11 protein-coding genes and 1 pseudogene are annotated in these 15430 nt (G+C 59.7%); 5 read left to right on the forward strand and 7 right to left on the reverse strand.

What is annotated here, in order from left to right; all coding sequences use genetic code 11:
* Window positions 1–40 precede the first annotated feature (40 nt).
* Window positions 41–2431 carry a bifunctional salicylyl-CoA 5-hydroxylase/oxidoreductase gene (locus CQ015_RS02465; protein ID WP_105649288.1) on the forward strand — a complete coding sequence of 797 codons (2391 nt, stop codon included), beginning with the start codon at window positions 41–43 and terminating at the stop codon, window positions 2429–2431.
* 282 nt (window positions 2432–2713) lie between these two features.
* Window positions 2714–4156 (forward strand): amino acid permease, encoded by a 1443-nt coding sequence (locus tag CQ015_RS02470; RefSeq protein WP_105569993.1) that lies wholly within the window; start codon window positions 2714–2716, stop codon window positions 4154–4156.
* Between the two features lie 287 nt (window positions 4157–4443).
* Here CQ015_RS02470 and CQ015_RS02475 read toward each other — a convergent pair whose 3' ends face one another.
* The 3 genes from CQ015_RS02475 to CQ015_RS02485 form a co-directional block, all read right to left on the reverse strand.
* Window positions 4444–6096 (reverse strand): thiamine pyrophosphate-binding protein, encoded by a 1653-nt coding sequence (locus CQ015_RS02475; RefSeq protein WP_105569994.1) that lies wholly within the window; start codon window positions 6094–6096, stop codon window positions 4444–4446.
* A gap of 137 nt (window positions 6097–6233) precedes the next feature.
* On the reverse strand, window positions 6234–7001 hold the full coding sequence (locus CQ015_RS02480; protein ID WP_105554727.1) for a cyclase family protein: 768 nt from the start codon (window positions 6999–7001) through the stop codon (window positions 6234–6236).
* Between the two features lie 189 nt (window positions 7002–7190).
* Complete coding sequence (locus CQ015_RS02485; protein WP_105649289.1) at window positions 7191–7670, reverse strand: thioesterase family protein; 480 nt, start codon at window positions 7668–7670, stop codon at window positions 7191–7193.
* A 131-nt stretch (window positions 7671–7801) separates the two neighbouring features.
* Here CQ015_RS02485 and CQ015_RS02490 point away from each other — a divergent pair, with 131 nt between their 5' ends.
* Window positions 7802–9145 (forward strand): aromatic acid/H+ symport family MFS transporter, encoded by a 1344-nt coding sequence (locus CQ015_RS02490; protein WP_105554729.1) that lies wholly within the window; start codon window positions 7802–7804, stop codon window positions 9143–9145.
* 755 nt (window positions 9146–9900) lie between these two features.
* On the opposite strand, the gene CQ015_RS02495 is transcribed toward CQ015_RS02490, so the two are convergent.
* The 3 genes and pseudogenes from CQ015_RS02495 to CQ015_RS19505 all read right to left on the reverse strand — a co-directional run.
* Entirely contained in the window at window positions 9901–11388 is a 1488-nt protein-coding gene (locus CQ015_RS02495) for an MFS transporter (RefSeq protein ID WP_105554730.1), read from the reverse strand.
* A complete protein-coding gene (locus tag CQ015_RS02500) occupies window positions 11385–12125 on the reverse strand; it encodes an MBL fold metallo-hydrolase (protein WP_258133792.1) in 741 nt (246 codons plus the stop codon). The genes CQ015_RS02495 and CQ015_RS02500 overlap by 4 nt, the downstream gene beginning before the upstream one ends.
* Before the next feature lie 87 nt (window positions 12126–12212).
* Window positions 12213–12560: pseudogene (locus CQ015_RS19505) on the reverse strand (MBL fold metallo-hydrolase); the annotation flags it as partial.
* An 87-nt stretch (window positions 12561–12647) separates the two neighbouring features.
* Here CQ015_RS19505 and CQ015_RS02505 point away from each other — a divergent pair.
* Together CQ015_RS02505 and CQ015_RS02510 are read left to right on the forward strand one after the other, a co-directional pair.
* Entirely contained in the window at window positions 12648–13136 is a 489-nt protein-coding gene (locus CQ015_RS02505) for a cupin domain-containing protein (protein WP_105554731.1), read from the forward strand.
* A gap of 69 nt (window positions 13137–13205) precedes the next feature.
* The gene (locus CQ015_RS02510) at window positions 13206–13949 is read left to right on the forward strand and encodes a S9 family peptidase (RefSeq protein WP_181150336.1); all 744 of its coding nucleotides are present in this window, start codon (window positions 13206–13208) and stop codon (window positions 13947–13949) included.
* On the opposite strand, the gene CQ015_RS02515 is transcribed toward CQ015_RS02510, so the two are convergent.
* Entirely contained in the window at window positions 13926–14807 is an 882-nt protein-coding gene (locus tag CQ015_RS02515; protein WP_258133952.1) for a PaaX family transcriptional regulator C-terminal domain-containing protein, read from the reverse strand. The two genes, CQ015_RS02510 and CQ015_RS02515, sit on opposite strands and share 24 nt — an antisense overlap.
* Window positions 14808–15430 lie beyond the last annotated feature (623 nt).

Genomic DNA, 15430 nt, shown 5'->3' on the forward strand with positions numbered 1-15430 from the left:
GCCCCCGCTCCCCTCTTTGGGGTTGTTGAAAGGACACATCATGAAAATTGCAGTTATCGGCGGAGGCCCGGGCGGACTCTACTTTGCGGCCCTGATGAAGCAGCTCGACTCGAACCACCAGGTCACCGTGTGGGAACGAAACGCAGCATCGGATACCTTCGGATTCGGCGTGGTGTTTTCCGACGAAACCCTGGGCGGCATCGGCAACGCCGACCCGGTGGTGGCCGAGTACATGTCACGGCGCTTCGCGCGCTGGAGCGATATCGACATCCACTTCCGCGACCAGATGCATACCGTAGGCGGGCAGGGCTTCGCCGCCATGAGCCGCAAGGAACTTCTCGAACTGCTGCAGCGTCGCAGCATCGAGCTGGGTGTGGATGTGCGGTTCTCCACCATGGCTCCGGACGTGGAGCAGCTCTCTGCCGAATACGATCTGGTGCTGGCCGCCGACGGGCTGAACTCCGCAGTGCGCACCAAGTACGCCCAGTCCTTCAAGCCTTCGCTGGATCCGCGCACCTCCAAGTACATGTGGCTGGGCACCGACCAGGTGTTCGAGGCCTTCAAGTTCTTCGTCAAGGAAACCGCCGCCGGTACCATGCAGATCCACGGCTACCCGTACTCCGATGAGGGCTCCACCTTCATCGTGGAGATGCACGAGGATGTCTGGCGCGCAGCCGGGTTCGACGAGACCGAGAACGAGGTTTTCGCCCCCGGTGTGAGCGATCAGAAGGCGGTGGACAAGGTCACCGAAATCTTCGCCGACGAACTGGCCGGCTACAAGGTGCTGACCAACAACTCGAAATGGATCAACTTCACCACGGTGCGCAACGAGAACTGGCGCCACGAGAACATCGTGCTGCTCGGCGACTCCGCGCATACCGCCCATTTCTCCATCGGCTCGGGAACCAAGCTCGCCATGGAGGATGCCCTGGCGCTGGCAGCCTGCCTGCACGAGCACGCGGACGTGGATCGCGCCTTGGCCGCCTATGAGACCGAACGCCGCCCGGTGGTGGAATCCACCCAGCGCGCCGCCCAGGCCTCGCTGGAGTGGTTCGAGAATATCGGCCAGTACAAGGACCAGGACCCGGTGCAGTTCTGCTTCAACCTGCTCACCCGATCCCGGCGCATCACCGCCGAAAACCTGAAGCTGCGCGATCCCGGATTCGCGCAGACCGTTGAGGCGAACTTCGCCAGGCTCAACGGGCAGCAGCACAGCGCCCCGGCTATGTTCCAGCCCTACACCCTAGGCGGCATCGAACTGGCCAACCGAGTGTTGGTCTCCTCGATGGACATGTACTCGGCCTCCGAGGGCGTCCCCGGGGAGTTCCACTTGGTGCATCTGGGTTCAAAGGCCCAGGGCGGCGCCGGGCTGGTGATGACCGAAATGGTCTGCGTTTCCGACATCGGGCGCATCACCCCGGGCTGCACCGGGCTGTACAGCGATGAACAGGCCACCGCCTGGAAGCGCATCACCGAATATGTGCATTCCAACTCGCAGGCGAAGATCGGTGCGCAGATCGGGCACTCGGGCCGCAAGGGCTCGACGAAGTTGATGTGGGAAGGCATCGACCAGCCGCTGGAAGAAGGCAACTGGGAGGTGCTGGCTCCAAGCGCGCTGCCCTACGGGGAAGGCTGCCATGTCCCCGTGGCAATGGACCGCACCCAAATGGATGAGGTCCGCCAGCAGTTCGTCGACGCTGCCCGCCGTGCCGATGCCGCCGGATTCGACGCGCTGGAAGTGCATATGGCCCACGGCTACCTGCTTTCCTCCTTCCTTTCCCCGCTGTCGAACCAGCGCACCGATGAATACGGCGGCAGCTTCGCCAACCGGCTGCGCTTCCCGCTGGAGGTACTCGACGCGGTGCGCGAGATCTGGCCGGCCGACAAGGCCTTGGGCGTACGTGTCTCGGCCACCGATTGGGCCGAGGGTGGGAACACCGATGATGATGCGGTGCTGATCTCCCAAGCCTTCATCGAGCACGGCGCCCAGTTCATCGATGTGTCTTCCGGACAGGTCGTCAAGAGCGAAAAGCCCGCCTTCGGGCGCAGCTACCAGACCCCGTTTGCGGACAAGATCCGCAACCGAGTCGCCGCCGCGGCCGGGGTGGCCGTGATCGCCGTCGGCGCGGTATCCACCTGGGATGACGCGAACTCTATCCTGTTGGCCGGCCGTGCGGATCTGATAGCGCTGGGCCGCACCCACCTGTACAACCCGCAGTGGACGCTGCAGGCCGCGGCCGAGCAGGACTACGCCGGTGCCGCGGCTCTCTGGCCCAAGCAGTACAAGGCCGGGCGCCGCAAGCCGCCAAGCGCGCGCACCGATGCGGTACGCCCTCGCCTGTCCCTGCTGCCGCAGAATCAGGAAGAGGATCTGACCCATGTGCGCTGGACCCCGGATGCAAATGCCTCGGCCCTGACAGCCAGCCACTAGGCGGCAATTAGCCAAGCATTGCCGCACTTGCCGGGTTCGCCGAACGACATCGTTCTGCGAACCCGGCAATTTCCTGCCTTAAAATCCGGCCCGGGACAGGGCCCAAGCTAGAAAATTCCCCAATCAACCGCAGAGGACTGTGCGCAACCGGCCCGAAGTGGCGTCCATTGGGCTGATTATTGGGCTGTGCATTGTTCAATCGTCCCGCCGCACGGACCCGCGGAAAACCGTGCAGTTCACCTCCCGCAGATATGTATGTTAACGACAACCACGAGGTTAAAAATGAGCTCCTCATTAGAGCGCATCAAAAATCGCGAAGCAGGGCTTTCGCGCCAATTAAGTGCCAAACAGCTAAGTATGATTGCACTGGGCGGGGCCATCGGCACCGGTCTGTTCCTAGGCAGCAAGTTCGCAATTTCCTTTGCCGGACCCAGCGTCATCATCAGCTACGCCATCGGCGGATTTATCGCGGTACTGCTGATGGGCGCACTCGCCGAAATGACGGTGGCGCACTCGACTACAGGTTCATTTGGCGCCTTCGCGGAGCACTACATCAATCCTTTCACCGGATTCATGCTCAAGTACCTGTACTGGTCGTGCATTGTTCTGGCGGTCGGCACCGAAATCACTGCGGTGGGCGACTACATGCAAATGTGGTTCCCCGAGGTGCCGCCGGTCATTTGGGTTGTCGGGCTGTCGGTGCTGCTCATCGGGGTCAATATGTTTAACGTCAAAGCCTTTGGGACCTTGGAATATTGGTTCTCGGCCGTCAAGGTGTTTGCGATCGTGGCGTTCATCTTGCTGGCGGCCATATTGGTATTCGGCAAAACCGATCCTTCCTATGGTTTGGGCAACTACACCGCCGGCGAGGGATTCTTCATGGGCGGAATCCAAGGCGTATGGTTTGCGGTCGTGCTCTCGATCTTCTCCTATTTGAGCATCGAGATGATTGCGGTCGCCGCGGGCGAGGCCAAAGAGCCGGAATCGGCGGTCAAGAAGGCCTTCAAAGTTACCCTGCTGCGCTTATTTCTGTTCTATCTCCTGACCTTGTCGCTGATCTTGGCAATTGCACCGGTGGACGAGATCCTCCAAGGCGACAGCCCATTCGTCACGGTCATGCAGGTCATTGGCATTCCGTTCGCCGACTCGCTGCTGAATTTCGTGGTGATCGTGGCGGCCTTGTCAGCGATGAATTCCCAGCTATACATCTCCACGCGCATGATGTTCTCCCTCGCCCGCGCCCGGCAGGCTCCGGTTGCCCTGGGCCGTCTGCGCAAGAATGGTGCACCGGTTAATGCCTTGTTGCTCTCGGCCGCTGGAATCGCGGTGGCGACTATCATCTACGCGACGAACCCGGAGAAGGGTTTTACCCTCATGATGGCCCTGTCGATGTTCGGGGCTATGGCCACCTGGTTGCTGATCTTCCTGACTCACCTGTTCTTCCGTCGCCAGCATGCCCGCACCGGGGAACCGCTGAAGTACAAGCTTTTCTTCTACCCCCTCGGGTCGGTCCTGGGAGTCCTGCTCATGCTGGCGCTTTTAGTCACTACGCTCTTTATCGAAGAATTTAGACTCACCTTAATCTTCGGGATTCCCTTCGCGGCCGTGGTGGCCGGGTTCTACTTCCTCATGCGCAAACGCATGCGGGCCGCTCAAGAATCCGATGCATCCCATGAGGCAGCCGAAGATGAGCCAGATTCCCTCACTTCGGTAGGAGTGGGCTGACCGAACTCACCGATGAGCTGCCCGGTCCCCAGGGAATGAGTTCAAAGGCGTGGCGTGCGCAGGATTTCTCAGCGCACGCCACGACTATTTTTGGCTCCGCGTGGATACTTCTTGGGACGCCATCCGGAATTTTCGCACCGTCGGAGCACCTTTCGCTCATTGGCGATAGGCAGCAGGTTCGGGTCTTGGGCCGGATGCCGAGCTCTCAGCGCTCAGCAGATTGGAGGCTCCATTTGGGTGGAAGCGGTCGAGGCGGCGGCCGCTGACCGGATACCTGAAGCGCGCCTCTAGTGCCCCTTGAACGCTTCGGCCAGCCACCAGGCCCCGCCATCCGAGGCGATCTTCGCATCGATGACCAATGGTCCCGATGGGTCCGAATCCAGCCAGCGCTTCACCTCCTGTAGATCTTGCACCGTGCGCACCGTAATGCCCGAGGCGCCGAAGCCGCGGCCCAGAGCCGCGAAGTCGGTGTCAGGGAAGACCACCGAGCTCATGTCCGGGGTTTGCCCCGACTCAGCGAAGTGGTGCACCTCGGCACCATAGGCGGCATCGTTGTAGACGATGCAGACCAGCGGCATTTTCAGCCGCACCGCGGTGTCCAGTTCGGCGATGGCCATATGGAATCCGCCGTCCCCGGTGCCCAGCACCGGCAGCCGATCGGGCCGTGCCAGCCCGGCGCCGATCGCCGTATACAGGCCAAGGCCGATGGACTGGAACGCCTGGGTAAAGCAGAAGCCATGCTCATCGGGCACCGAGAGGTACTGGCTCGGGTAGCCCATGAAGTTCCCCGAGTCGACGCTGACCACGCGCCGCTCGGGCAGGAGCTCATCCAGCGCCTTACTCAGTGTCCGCGGATCGATTGCCGACTCCGTGGAGAGATCCTCGAACTCGACCTGCTGCCAGTGGATCCGTTCGGTCAGGCGCTTGCTGATCTCGGGGGTGCGATAGCCAACACAGGCGGAGACCTTCTCGCGGCGCAGCAGCTCCAGCACGTCGCGGGCGCATTCGGCGGAGTCCCCGACCACTCCCAGGTCGATCGGGCGGTTGGCGCCCAAGGCCGGTTCATCCAGATCCACTTGGACGACCTTGGTTCGAGCGCCAATCAAATGGCCATGGCGCATGGTCCACATATTCAGGGCGCAGCCGAACCCGACGATCAGATCCGCGTCCGAGATCAGCTCGGCGGCCAGCGGCGAGGAGAAGCCGCCGGATATTCCGAGATTGAATTCATCCTCGTTGAACAAACCCTTGGCGACGGCCGAGGTAGCCACCAGTGCGCCGGTGTGGCGGGCCAGAGAACGTATTTCCTCCTTGGCGCCGCGTCCTCCGCGTCCTGCGACGAAAACCGGGCGGCTGGCGTTCTCGATCAGCACCGCCAGCGCACGGATCGAATCCCGGGAAGGACGCACCGGTTCACGGGGTATCACCTCGATCTCCTGGGTCGTTTCCGGGGCAGGCAGCACCTGGATATTCAACGGCAGATTCAGTACCACGGTGCGCCGGTCGTTGATCGCCGTGCGGTAGGCCCGGACGGTATCGGCCACGGCGCTTTGCGCACTGTGCACACGTTCGGAAACCGCGTAAACGGACGTGGCGAAAGCGTCCTGGTCCATGGCGAAATTCGAGTACACGGCGCTGGGTGCTGCCTCCGCGGCGAGGACGAGCAGCGGGGTGCGTGATTTGGCGGCCTCGCCAATTCCGGTGGCTGCGTTGGTCAACCCGCACCCCTGGTGCACGGAGACCACGCCCACCTTGCCGCTGGTGCGTGAATAGGCATCGGCCATCGTGGCCGCGCCGCCTTCGTGGCGTGCTTGGGTATAGGGCACTCCGTACTCGATCAGCGCGTTGGTGACGGCAAAGTTCCCGCTGCCCACCACGCCGAAAGCATGTCCGATACCGAGGTCCGCGAGGGTCTTGCCAACGAGTTCTGCGACGTTCATCAGGAATTCCTTAGAGGCTTGTAGTTTGTCGCTGACGGCCTGGGCGTACCTGGCCGCCAGCGGTTCCGGGCAACAGCCCACGCGAGCAGCGCTGGCCTTACCCATATGGAATCGGACAAGCTAGTCGGCGGCGGCCGCTAGCTCAGTGCGAGAACCCGCGCGGGCGCCCCGGTGCCTCCAACGATCGGCAGCGGGGCGACCACGAGCAGCGCTCCGAAGACCGGCAGCTTATCGAGGTTCTTCAGCGAAGTGATGCCGTACTTGTCATGGCCGAGCAAGAAGTTGTGCATCGGGAAAGGCGGATCGAGCAAGGCAGCGTTGCCCGCGTCGATGCCCACGGTTTCCACGCCCACCCCGGAGATCACCAGCTCCTGGGCTATGTATTGGGCGCATTCGGCGGTGAAACCCGGGGTATGCGAACCCTGCTCATCGGTGTTCAGGAACGCTGCACTGTCTTCTCCGTATTGGTCCCATCCGGTGCGGAAGAGCAGCCATGAATTGGGCGGGAACTCGCCATGTTGAGCCTGCCAGGCTTTCAGATCATCAACTGTGATCAGGTAATCCGGACTCTCGGCGGTCTCGGCGCTGAAGTCCAGGACCACCGCCGGCCCGACCAGTCGCTGCGGATCGATCTGTGACACGTCCTTGCCGTCCCGCCCCGAAATCCAATGGATCGGGGCGTCGATGTGCGTGCCGATATGCTCTCCGGTATGGATGTTATGGTGCTTCCAGAATGGGCCGGGTTCGTCATATGCGGAAACTTCCTCGATGCTGAAGTCTATTAAGTTGGAGAAGGGTTCCGGCAGCACAAGGGTCGGTGTATTGACGGAGAGCGGCGCCGTCAGGTCGTGAACAGTCACAGTTCCACTGGCGAGTGAAGACAGAACGTGGGCTAGCTGGGTCATGAGAACTCCGATAACTGGCGAAAACTTGACTGGGCATTGAACATGTATGACGGCCGTCATAGCCATTGGACGACTTCAACCTACCACCGAAGCCATGCTCCGAGAAGAGCTATGCGCATCAGGCGCGCACCAATTCCCGCCCGCGCTTCGCGGCACCGACCGGGCAAAGCCCTGCATTGGGCCAACCCCTTACTGCCGCCCACCACTTGCCTGGGCGTCGACAATGGTCTGCCGAATTTCCGCAGGCCAGGGCCCGGATCCCGATGACCCTTCAGGCACGCAGACGGTAATGACCTTGCCTTCGGCAGCAACTGCCAGACCGTTGCCCTCGAACGGGTGACCCCACACCCTAAAGGCAAAGTGCATGGAGCTGGTCCCCAATCTGTCGATGCGGATCGCCGCCGTTGCAGACTGCCCGAAATACAACTTGGACTTGAAATCTATTTCCTGCCTGACCCGCGGTGAAATGGGAAAATAACCCTTCAGGCCGAGCTCTCTAAAGAGCTTCGACTCGGCGGCTTCAACGAAGCGCATGATCACCGAATTGTGCTGATGACCTGCAGCGTCCGTGTCAACCCATTCGACAGTTCGTTCCAGCGAGCTTCCGGCGAGCGCAGCCCCGAGGAACTCGGACACCTCGGCCGCAACGACTTCAGGCGCACCAGTCATTGGTTCCCGTCCATGGAAAGTCATGTTCACCTTTCTTTTATAGAACTATTGTAACGCACGTCACTTTAAGGCAATAATACTGGCTAGGCCCATTCGGGCGCTAACGACCACCCCTACGCCAGGAGAACGGTATGGCCTCACCCACCGCAGTAACCGAATGGAACATCCCAAAACGCACCACGGGATTGGTGCTCTTTGCCTGTTGGCTGGCAATTCTGGCCGAAGGCTACGACGTCGGCGTGCTCGGTGCGGTCCTCCCGGCCCTCGCCGAGTACAAAGAATGGTCGCTCACCCCTCTCGAACTGGGCGGTCTCGGCGCCTACGCGCTGGTCGGCATGCTGTTTGGCGCCCTGTTTATCGGGACCCTAAGCGACGTTATCGGCCGCAAGCGGATGCTACTGCTCGCCATGGTGATCTTCACTATCACCCAAGCAGGTGCGGCATTTGCCCCCACACCTGAAATCTTCGGACTGTTCCGGTTCCTGGGCGGCCTGGGAATGGGCGGGATCATACCGGTGGCAGCGGCCCTGACCATCGAATATTCCGCGCCTCGAAAACGATCGCTGAACTACGGCATCATGTATTCGGGATACTCCTTGGGAATTGTTGCCGCTGCTCTGGTTGCCATGGCGCTCCTTCCGGTACTTGGCTGGCGTTGGGTTGTAGCTGTCGGCGCATTGCCGGTTGTGCTGCTGCCGATTATCGCCTGGATTCTCCCTGAATCCTTGGAGTACTTGGTGTCCAAGGGACGCCTGGCCGAAGCCAAGGCACTGGCCTCGAAGCTCAAGGTGCCCAATTACCAGCCGGTCGCTCCGGCTCAGCCAGGCAGAAAGATTCCTTGGCGAGAAGTCATGTCGGCGATGTTCTCTGGTAAATACCTGCGTTCCACGGTCTTTTTCTGGATTTCACTGTTTTGCGGCATGGTGCTGGTCTATGGCCTGAACACTTGGCTGCCGCAAATCATGCGCAAAGCTGGCTACGACCTCGGGTCCTCGCTGACTTTCTTGTTGGTCTTCTCCTTGGCCTCGGCCGTCGGCGGATTGATCCTCGGATATCTGGCTGATAAATACGGCCAGAAGACCATCCTGGTGATCTTCTATCTGCTGGGGGCTGGTGGAATCTTGCTGCTGATGTTTCCGAACACCATGTTTATCAACCTGTGCTTTGTCGCCTTCGCCGGTATTGGTTCGATCTCCACCTCGTTGGTGCTCACCGGCTACATTGCCGACTACTATCCGGCGGCCCAACGCGGCACCGCCACCGGCTGGGCGTTGTCTTTCGCCCGCATTGGTGCAATATCGGGTCCCATCATCGGTGGCTGGATCGCGGCAACGGGGATTAGCTTCGAATTCAATTTTGTCTTCTTCGCAATCGTTGGAGTCGTAGCGGCGATTGCGGTGTCCCTGATACCACCGCGAATCGTGGAGAACCGGTCCCCAAATACCGCCGTCGAACGCGAGCTAGCAGTGGACTAATCCGCAGGAATTTACCCCCGTATTTGTGCAGGCACGGCTTCGGATCACGCATTCTCGCGTGGGCCGAGGCCGTGTTCGCTTGCGTGCAAGAAGGAAAAACCTTCTACCGCGACTTGCCCATGCACTCGGCTGAGCAGCAGCCGATGCAAGCACCGCTGCCCGGGTCGATTCCAGGTTCTGCACCGCCGTGCCATGATCTCCGGAACCGAAGCGACCGATCGCAGTTCGTACCTGGTGGCGCAAATTGATCAAGACACATTCCCCAATTCCTATCGGCGAGGTTCGATAGGCGGCCGCAGTATTGGCGCAGTTCATGCCGCGAATGCACTCATCGGCGCCGCTGGTTCGCTTCAGTGCCATTGCGTTTGACGCTCCGGAGTTCACCGCACATCGCGGATGAAACTCCGCCGTTGCTGAAACGGAAACTCCACCGATCCAGCCTAGCTCCGCAGAATTCAGGACCTGCAGTTCGCGCACCTCGCCATTGACCGCTGGATCCACCTTGGTGGATTGCGCTCTGGGCGACTTCCGAATCGCCCATAAAAAACACAAAAATCATCGAATGGGCCGGCGATGTGCGCAGGTAATTTGAGCTTGCCGCGCCCGGCGTTCCCCATGTTCTTTGGATGGGATCTCGTCTCACGAGAATTCCGGGTTCGTCCCAAGCCTGAACCCCTCTTTGCTCCCGCGGTGATCGCTGCGCAAGCCAGCGAGCCACGGGAGCAAAGAGAATACCCAAAACCTCTACTGGATTGTCAGCCGGTGAACGTGAAACTGGTTTGCAGCTTACGGGCCGTCCGGTCCGGATTGAGCATCAGTACGCAGAAGATGCCAACGACGACCAGGTAGATTCCGATCATCCCGAACGAAGAGTTCATCCCCTGTGCCAGCAATGCAGCCATTTCAGCCGTATCCGCAACGCCCTTGGGGCTGGGCACGTACCCCGCCCGATCCATCAGACCACCCACCATGGCTGGAGCGATCACGCCGCCCACCGACGCCAGGCCCGTCAACGTGGCCATAATTGCCGCACGCTGCTTGGAACAGACGCTGAAGGCGATCGCAGTTGGTGCCAGCGGATAGATCATGGCTGTGCCGGCTCCCAAGGTCAACATGGCCACCGCGGCGTACCCCGAGAGGAATGGAAGAATCGAGAAGCACACGCCCGAGATCAGCAAAGTTGCCCCGAAAAGTGCACCGAGCGCCCAACGCACGGTAACCCCACGTTTCATCAGGTAGCGCGAGCCAAAGCCCAGAATCAACAGCGCGATGGCGCCGACGACCCAGGGGAATGTCGAGACGAGGCCAATCATTTCTGGAGACAGCGCCACCACAGAACCTAGATATTTCGGGGACCAAGTGGTCAGGAAACCTTGCGCCCAGAAGCATCCAGCACCAGCCAACACCGCGGCTACGAACATCCAAGATCCTAGAACGCGTCGGATTGGCACTATCTTCAGCAGATCCGACGAATCGGCAATACTGCCGGTACCGTTCGGCTCGAATTCCGCCACCGGCTCCGAGGGGTCCTCGGCCTTCTTCGGTGCCTCAGGTGCAATCGGCCGCGCATCCTGGGTCTTGTCCTGAGACCGCGCTTTGCCGTCTTTGGAATGGCTGAAGGGTCCATCGCGGCCGACAATGAGCCAGGCCACGCTCCAGAGCAATCCGACAAGTCCCAAGAAGCCGAAGGCCCAACGCCAGCCCAAGGCTGGGTGGGCAATAATCCAGGCCAGGGCAGGTGCAGCGAGAATCGGACCTAAGGTAGAGCCTGCGGCGATAATGCTGCTGGGCAGCCCGCGCTCTTTAGGCTTAAACCATCCGTGGGCATGCTGCAGTGAAATGGGCGTGGCGGGACCTTCGGCACCGCCCAAAAAGATACGTGTCACCAGCAGGACCGCGGCGCCTCCGCCAAAGAGCATGGGGAACTGCAGGACAGCCCACGCTATGCCCATGGTCAAGAGGATCCAACGCGTCGACACCTTACCGGCCAGGAAACCGACCGCTACGCCAACGATGGCAAAGAGGAAGAAGAACGCGCTGCCGATGAATCCGAACTGTCCGGCGGTCAATCCCAGTTCGCGCATCGCCGGGTCGGCCACCAGACCCAAAACAGCCTTGTCCGCAAAGTTGATTATTTGAAAGAGCACGAGCATGCCGGTGACAACCCACGCTCGTCGATTCATCTTGCCATTGCGAATGGCAGCACTCAAGGTGTGATCGGAGAGGTTCTGTGTAGCGCTCATACCAAGCTCCTCTTGGTTTCGGTGCCGGCAAGTTGCAACTTTACGCTTCCAATTTCAAAGACGTCGTTGTCTTCAGCAACGGATACGGTACCGGCGAAATCTTCACGTGCGGTATCTAGCATGGCTACCAGATCCGCGGCGCCTGGGGTGTTGGGAACAATGTGGTGCAGCACCAAGGAAGAAACGTTGGCCTTCTGCGCAACTTTGCCAACCTCGCTATATGGAGTATGCGACTCGCGCAGATGCACTTCGATCCCGTCTCGCGTGGGACCGTCCGGGAACGTAGCCAGAATCCCTGGCAGATCGATGACTTCATGCAGGAGCAGGTCGGCGCCTTGGGCGAGCTTCACGCAATTTTCGGAATACGCGGTATCACCCGAAACCACTACAGACCCATAGCGCGAGTCAATACGATAGGCGAAAGCGGGGAAGCACAAGCGATGGTCAACAAGGATTGCTGAAATGGTGACTAGCTCATCGCGGTAGATTTCGAATGGTTCCATCTCCGGGTGCCGGTTCTCCACGGCACAGGCCCGCACAGGTTCCGGGATCTGGATGTTATGCGCCTGGATCCATTCATGGGGCTCATCTCGCCCTTCGTCAGCCATGCGGATGACCACGTCCGAGGCAAAGACCTTATCCAGCAGGGCGTCCACGATTTCTTCCGTGCTTGTCATTTCACGGTCGGCCACGCGCGCGGCGATCTGTTCCTCATGCTTTCGGTCGAGGGCAGGCATGCGATTAGGCCGTCCGGGACCGTAAACCTGAATAGGACGGGTAAAGGACTCACCCGGAACTTGCCATCCGGTCACCAAGTACGCACCGAGATCGTAGATGTGGTCAGAGTGGTGATGGGTCAACAACACGGCCCGCAACTCGCCCCAATCGGCGTGCGACCGGTAGTTGCGGATACTTCCCATTCCGCAATCGATGACATAGGTTGCCCCATCGACTCGAATCGCCGTGCTGGTCCCAGCACGGGAACTGGAGACTATAGGGCCGCCTCCGGTACCGAGCGTGTAAACGCTCATTCCTGTTCTCTGTTTGGTATTCACATTGATGCCTAACTCGTTGTGGGCAGCAAAGGGTCCCATCGACCGCGATGCGTGAATTGCGAGGGTGTGAAAGCGTTCGGCAGTGATGACCGAAGTGATAGAAATCATATACACCATATTTTGCGATCGCAAGACCTATTGCATATCCAATGTGATCTATGCCATGCTGAACGCGAGAGTTCGTTACCCCACAAAGGAGTCAAAATGGAGCAGCAGCAGGGTCAAGAAATCATCCTGGGCGACCTGCCCAAGGGCATTACCTTGGCAAGCGAGTCGATGGGCAACAAAACATGGAACGTCCTTGGCCACACGTACCTTTCCAAGGTTGAAAGCTCCAGCAGCTTTGCGTGGTTGTCTCTGGATCCTTCAGGAACCGGTGTCCCGCCACACGTTCACCCGACCCAGGACGAGCACCTCTACATCATGGAGGGCACCTACACCCTCTATCTAGACGGCGAATGGTTCAAGGCCGGTCCCGGCGACACCGTTCGCATGCCCATGGGTCTTCCGCACGCTTACTACATCAAAGATGAAAAACCGGCGAAATCGCTGTTCTGGGTCAGCCCCGCGGGACAACTCGCCACCCTCTTCGATGAACTCCATGACTTGGCGGATCCCGAGGAAGTTGTACGCCGCTCGGCGCTGCGTGACGTCAATTTCCTGCCGCCGGGATCGGTGCCCGGAGCAGACTAGAATCTATAGAAATTCCAAACGGCCGGCAGGAACATCCTGCTGGCCGTTTACCGGCGAAGGGAACGGCCCGTGACGCAAAACTCGCAAGATAGCCAAGTATTGAGTTACGGCGACCACCCCGATCAGCATCTCACCCTGGTGCACTCACGAGTTCAGCCTTCACGCGGCACCGCGGTTCTGGTCCATGGCGGCTACTGGAGGCAGCGGATCAATGCCGCGGTCATGCAGCCCATGCTCGAGGATCTATTGCAGGCGGGCTGGAACGTGGCCAACGTGGAATACCGGCGCGGCCCTGAGCATCCCTGGCCCACACCATCCGTGGATGTAGCTTTGGCGATCGAGCTGATCCGGAGCACACTTCGCCGCGAAGATCGCCCCGATCGCTTGGTCCTTATCGGGCATTCGGTGGGCGGGCAGCTGGTTCTGCTCAATGCCGATCGCGCCGATGCCGTAGTAGGACTTGCACCGGTCACCAATGCCATCAAGGTCTTTGAAGAAGACCTCGGTGATTCCGCGGCCAAAGAATATTTTGAACGTACACCCAGCGATGCGCCAACGACATACCGGCAGGCCTCACCTTGCCACCAGCCGTCCCCTGCGGTGCCCATGCTCCTGGTCCACGGTCAAGATGACGACCGTGTGCCATTGGAACATACACGGCAGTATATTCAATCACTGGGAGACAAAGCTCAGCAGACAGCCATGTTTCATCCGCACTTGGACCATTTCGAGGCCATTGATCCCAAGAAGCACCATTGGGACGCGGTCCGAAACTGGATGACCCGGGCGTCAGCCGATGCGCAGGCCGAGTAACTGATTGGCATACAGCTCCGCTTGCGGCGCCAGCAGCTCATGCAATGCCAGGAACGTGTTCTTGGCCTGCGGTGCTTTCCATCCTTCGGGCAGGTATTCGAAGGGAAGGTTCGGATCACGATACGGAAAATGCCGCCAACGGGTCAGCATTGGTACATAGAAAGCGAAAGCTTCTCGTTCAAGATCCCTGCGCTGCTCATCGGATTCCACTGGCTTTGCCAGCTTTTCCTGCCAAGCCCCCAAGCGCCCTACGTACAGTTGCAAGAAGTCGGTGTACTGCTGGTCAAGCGCTTGGAGATCCCACCATTGCGCCACCCGATCTTGAATATCTTCCGGTGACATGTAGTCGGCACGGAAAAATTCAACATACCCCGATAATCCTCGTGCGTTCAGCCGTGCTTTGGCCTGCTCAAATGCCAATTGGGGGCCGACGGCGACACCGCTTGCAACCATTCCGAAACCCATGCTCGCCAACTCCGAACGCAGTTCGTAACGGCGATTCCGCTCGCTCTCGGGCACCGAAAATATGGCCAGGATCAGAGATTCATCGGAGCTGGAGCGAGACGGGGCGAAAATCCGCTGATCGTCCTTGCGGAAGCCATCGAGAATCTCGGCGGAAAGTTGATAATGCGAATCGCTGCCGGTGCGTTCATTGATGAGCACACCACGACTTTTTAAACGCGAAATCGTCGACCGGGACGCTTGGGACTTGATCCCCAACGCGCCGAACATCTCAACGATTGCAGATACCGGGAAGGAGCCGCTGGAGGGCTGTCCATACAAACCATAGAGCGTCACCAGTAAGTTCTGGTGCTGCAATTTCATTCCCCCGATATCCACTGAAACGATGTCCTCCATATTCTCCGCGGCCACGTTGACAGAGCTCAAGTTCTATCCTAAGCGGGCAGGTGCTGATTCGCGGGCAAGACGTTCGAGCACTCGGAAACCACGACCCGATGCTAACCATGTTTTTCCGAACATAGCTCGACCGATCGCGGTATCACGCCAGCGACTCGACCAGAGGACTGTTTTATACCGCTGCACATCAGCGTGAATGCCACAACGGAAAGTTCCAGTCCAATGAGCTATGTCTGCATATTGAGAACCGTTTTGTCGCACGATATCGGTGACTTCCACCCATAATTGACGCTCTCGATCAATGAGTGGGCACTAATTCGCTTCATCGGATCGGCCTGAACTGTGAAGAGCAATGATCCGGTTGATCCCAGTATTCGATTGGCGATCGCCCAGTGGCCCGAAAGTACTCCGCGCGGAGCAAGCAGCATGTTCTGCGCGGCTTCTCCCCCGACATCCCGTAGCACTCACACTTCGTCAATCCGAGCCGAATCGCTGCATAGCCGATCCCTCGCTGCGGATCGCGTAGAACGGCCAATCGCTCCGGCCAGGTCCGGGCACTCGGGCAACGGATGCTGCGCCTCGCACCACAAGCTCTTCCTGGGCTTACGCCAATTTCTGCTGGC

The sequence above is a fragment of the Arthrobacter sp. MYb221 genome, from assembly GCF_002979835.1.
GTDB lineage: Bacteria > Actinomycetota > Actinomycetes > Actinomycetales > Micrococcaceae > Glutamicibacter.

Bases quoted from the DNA above. Each gene is read 5' to 3' on its own strand.
- CQ015_RS02485 (WP_105649289.1), bottom strand. From the start codon at position 7,670: ATGACTGGTGCGCCTGAAGTCGTTGCGGCCGAGGTGTCCGAGTTCCTC.
- CQ015_RS02490 (WP_105554729.1), top strand. From the start codon at position 7,802: ATGGCCTCACCCACCGCAGTAACCGAATGGAACATCCCAAAACGCACC.
- CQ015_RS02505 (WP_105554731.1), top strand. From the start codon at position 12,648: ATGGAGCAGCAGCAGGGTCAAGAAATCATCCTGGGCGACCTGCCCAAG.
- CQ015_RS02480 (WP_105554727.1), bottom strand. From the start codon at position 7,001: ATGACCCAGCTAGCCCACGTTCTGTCTTCACTCGCCAGTGGAACTGTG.
- CQ015_RS02500 (WP_258133792.1), bottom strand. From the start codon at position 12,125: ATGCCTGCCCTCGACCGAAAGCATGAGGAACAGATCGCCGCGCGCGTG.
- CQ015_RS02495 (WP_105554730.1), bottom strand. From the start codon at position 11,388: ATGAGCGCTACACAGAACCTCTCCGATCACACCTTGAGTGCTGCCATT.
- CQ015_RS02470 (WP_105569993.1), top strand. From the start codon at position 2,714: ATGAGCTCCTCATTAGAGCGCATCAAAAATCGCGAAGCAGGGCTTTCG.
- CQ015_RS02475 (WP_105569994.1), bottom strand. From the start codon at position 6,096: ATGAACGTCGCAGAACTCGTTGGCAAGACCCTCGCGGACCTCGGTATC.
- CQ015_RS02515 (WP_258133952.1), bottom strand. From the start codon at position 14,807: ATGGAGGACATCGTTTCAGTGGATATCGGGGGAATGAAATTGCAGCAC.
- CQ015_RS02465 (WP_105649288.1), top strand. From the start codon at position 41: ATGAAAATTGCAGTTATCGGCGGAGGCCCGGGCGGACTCTACTTTGCG.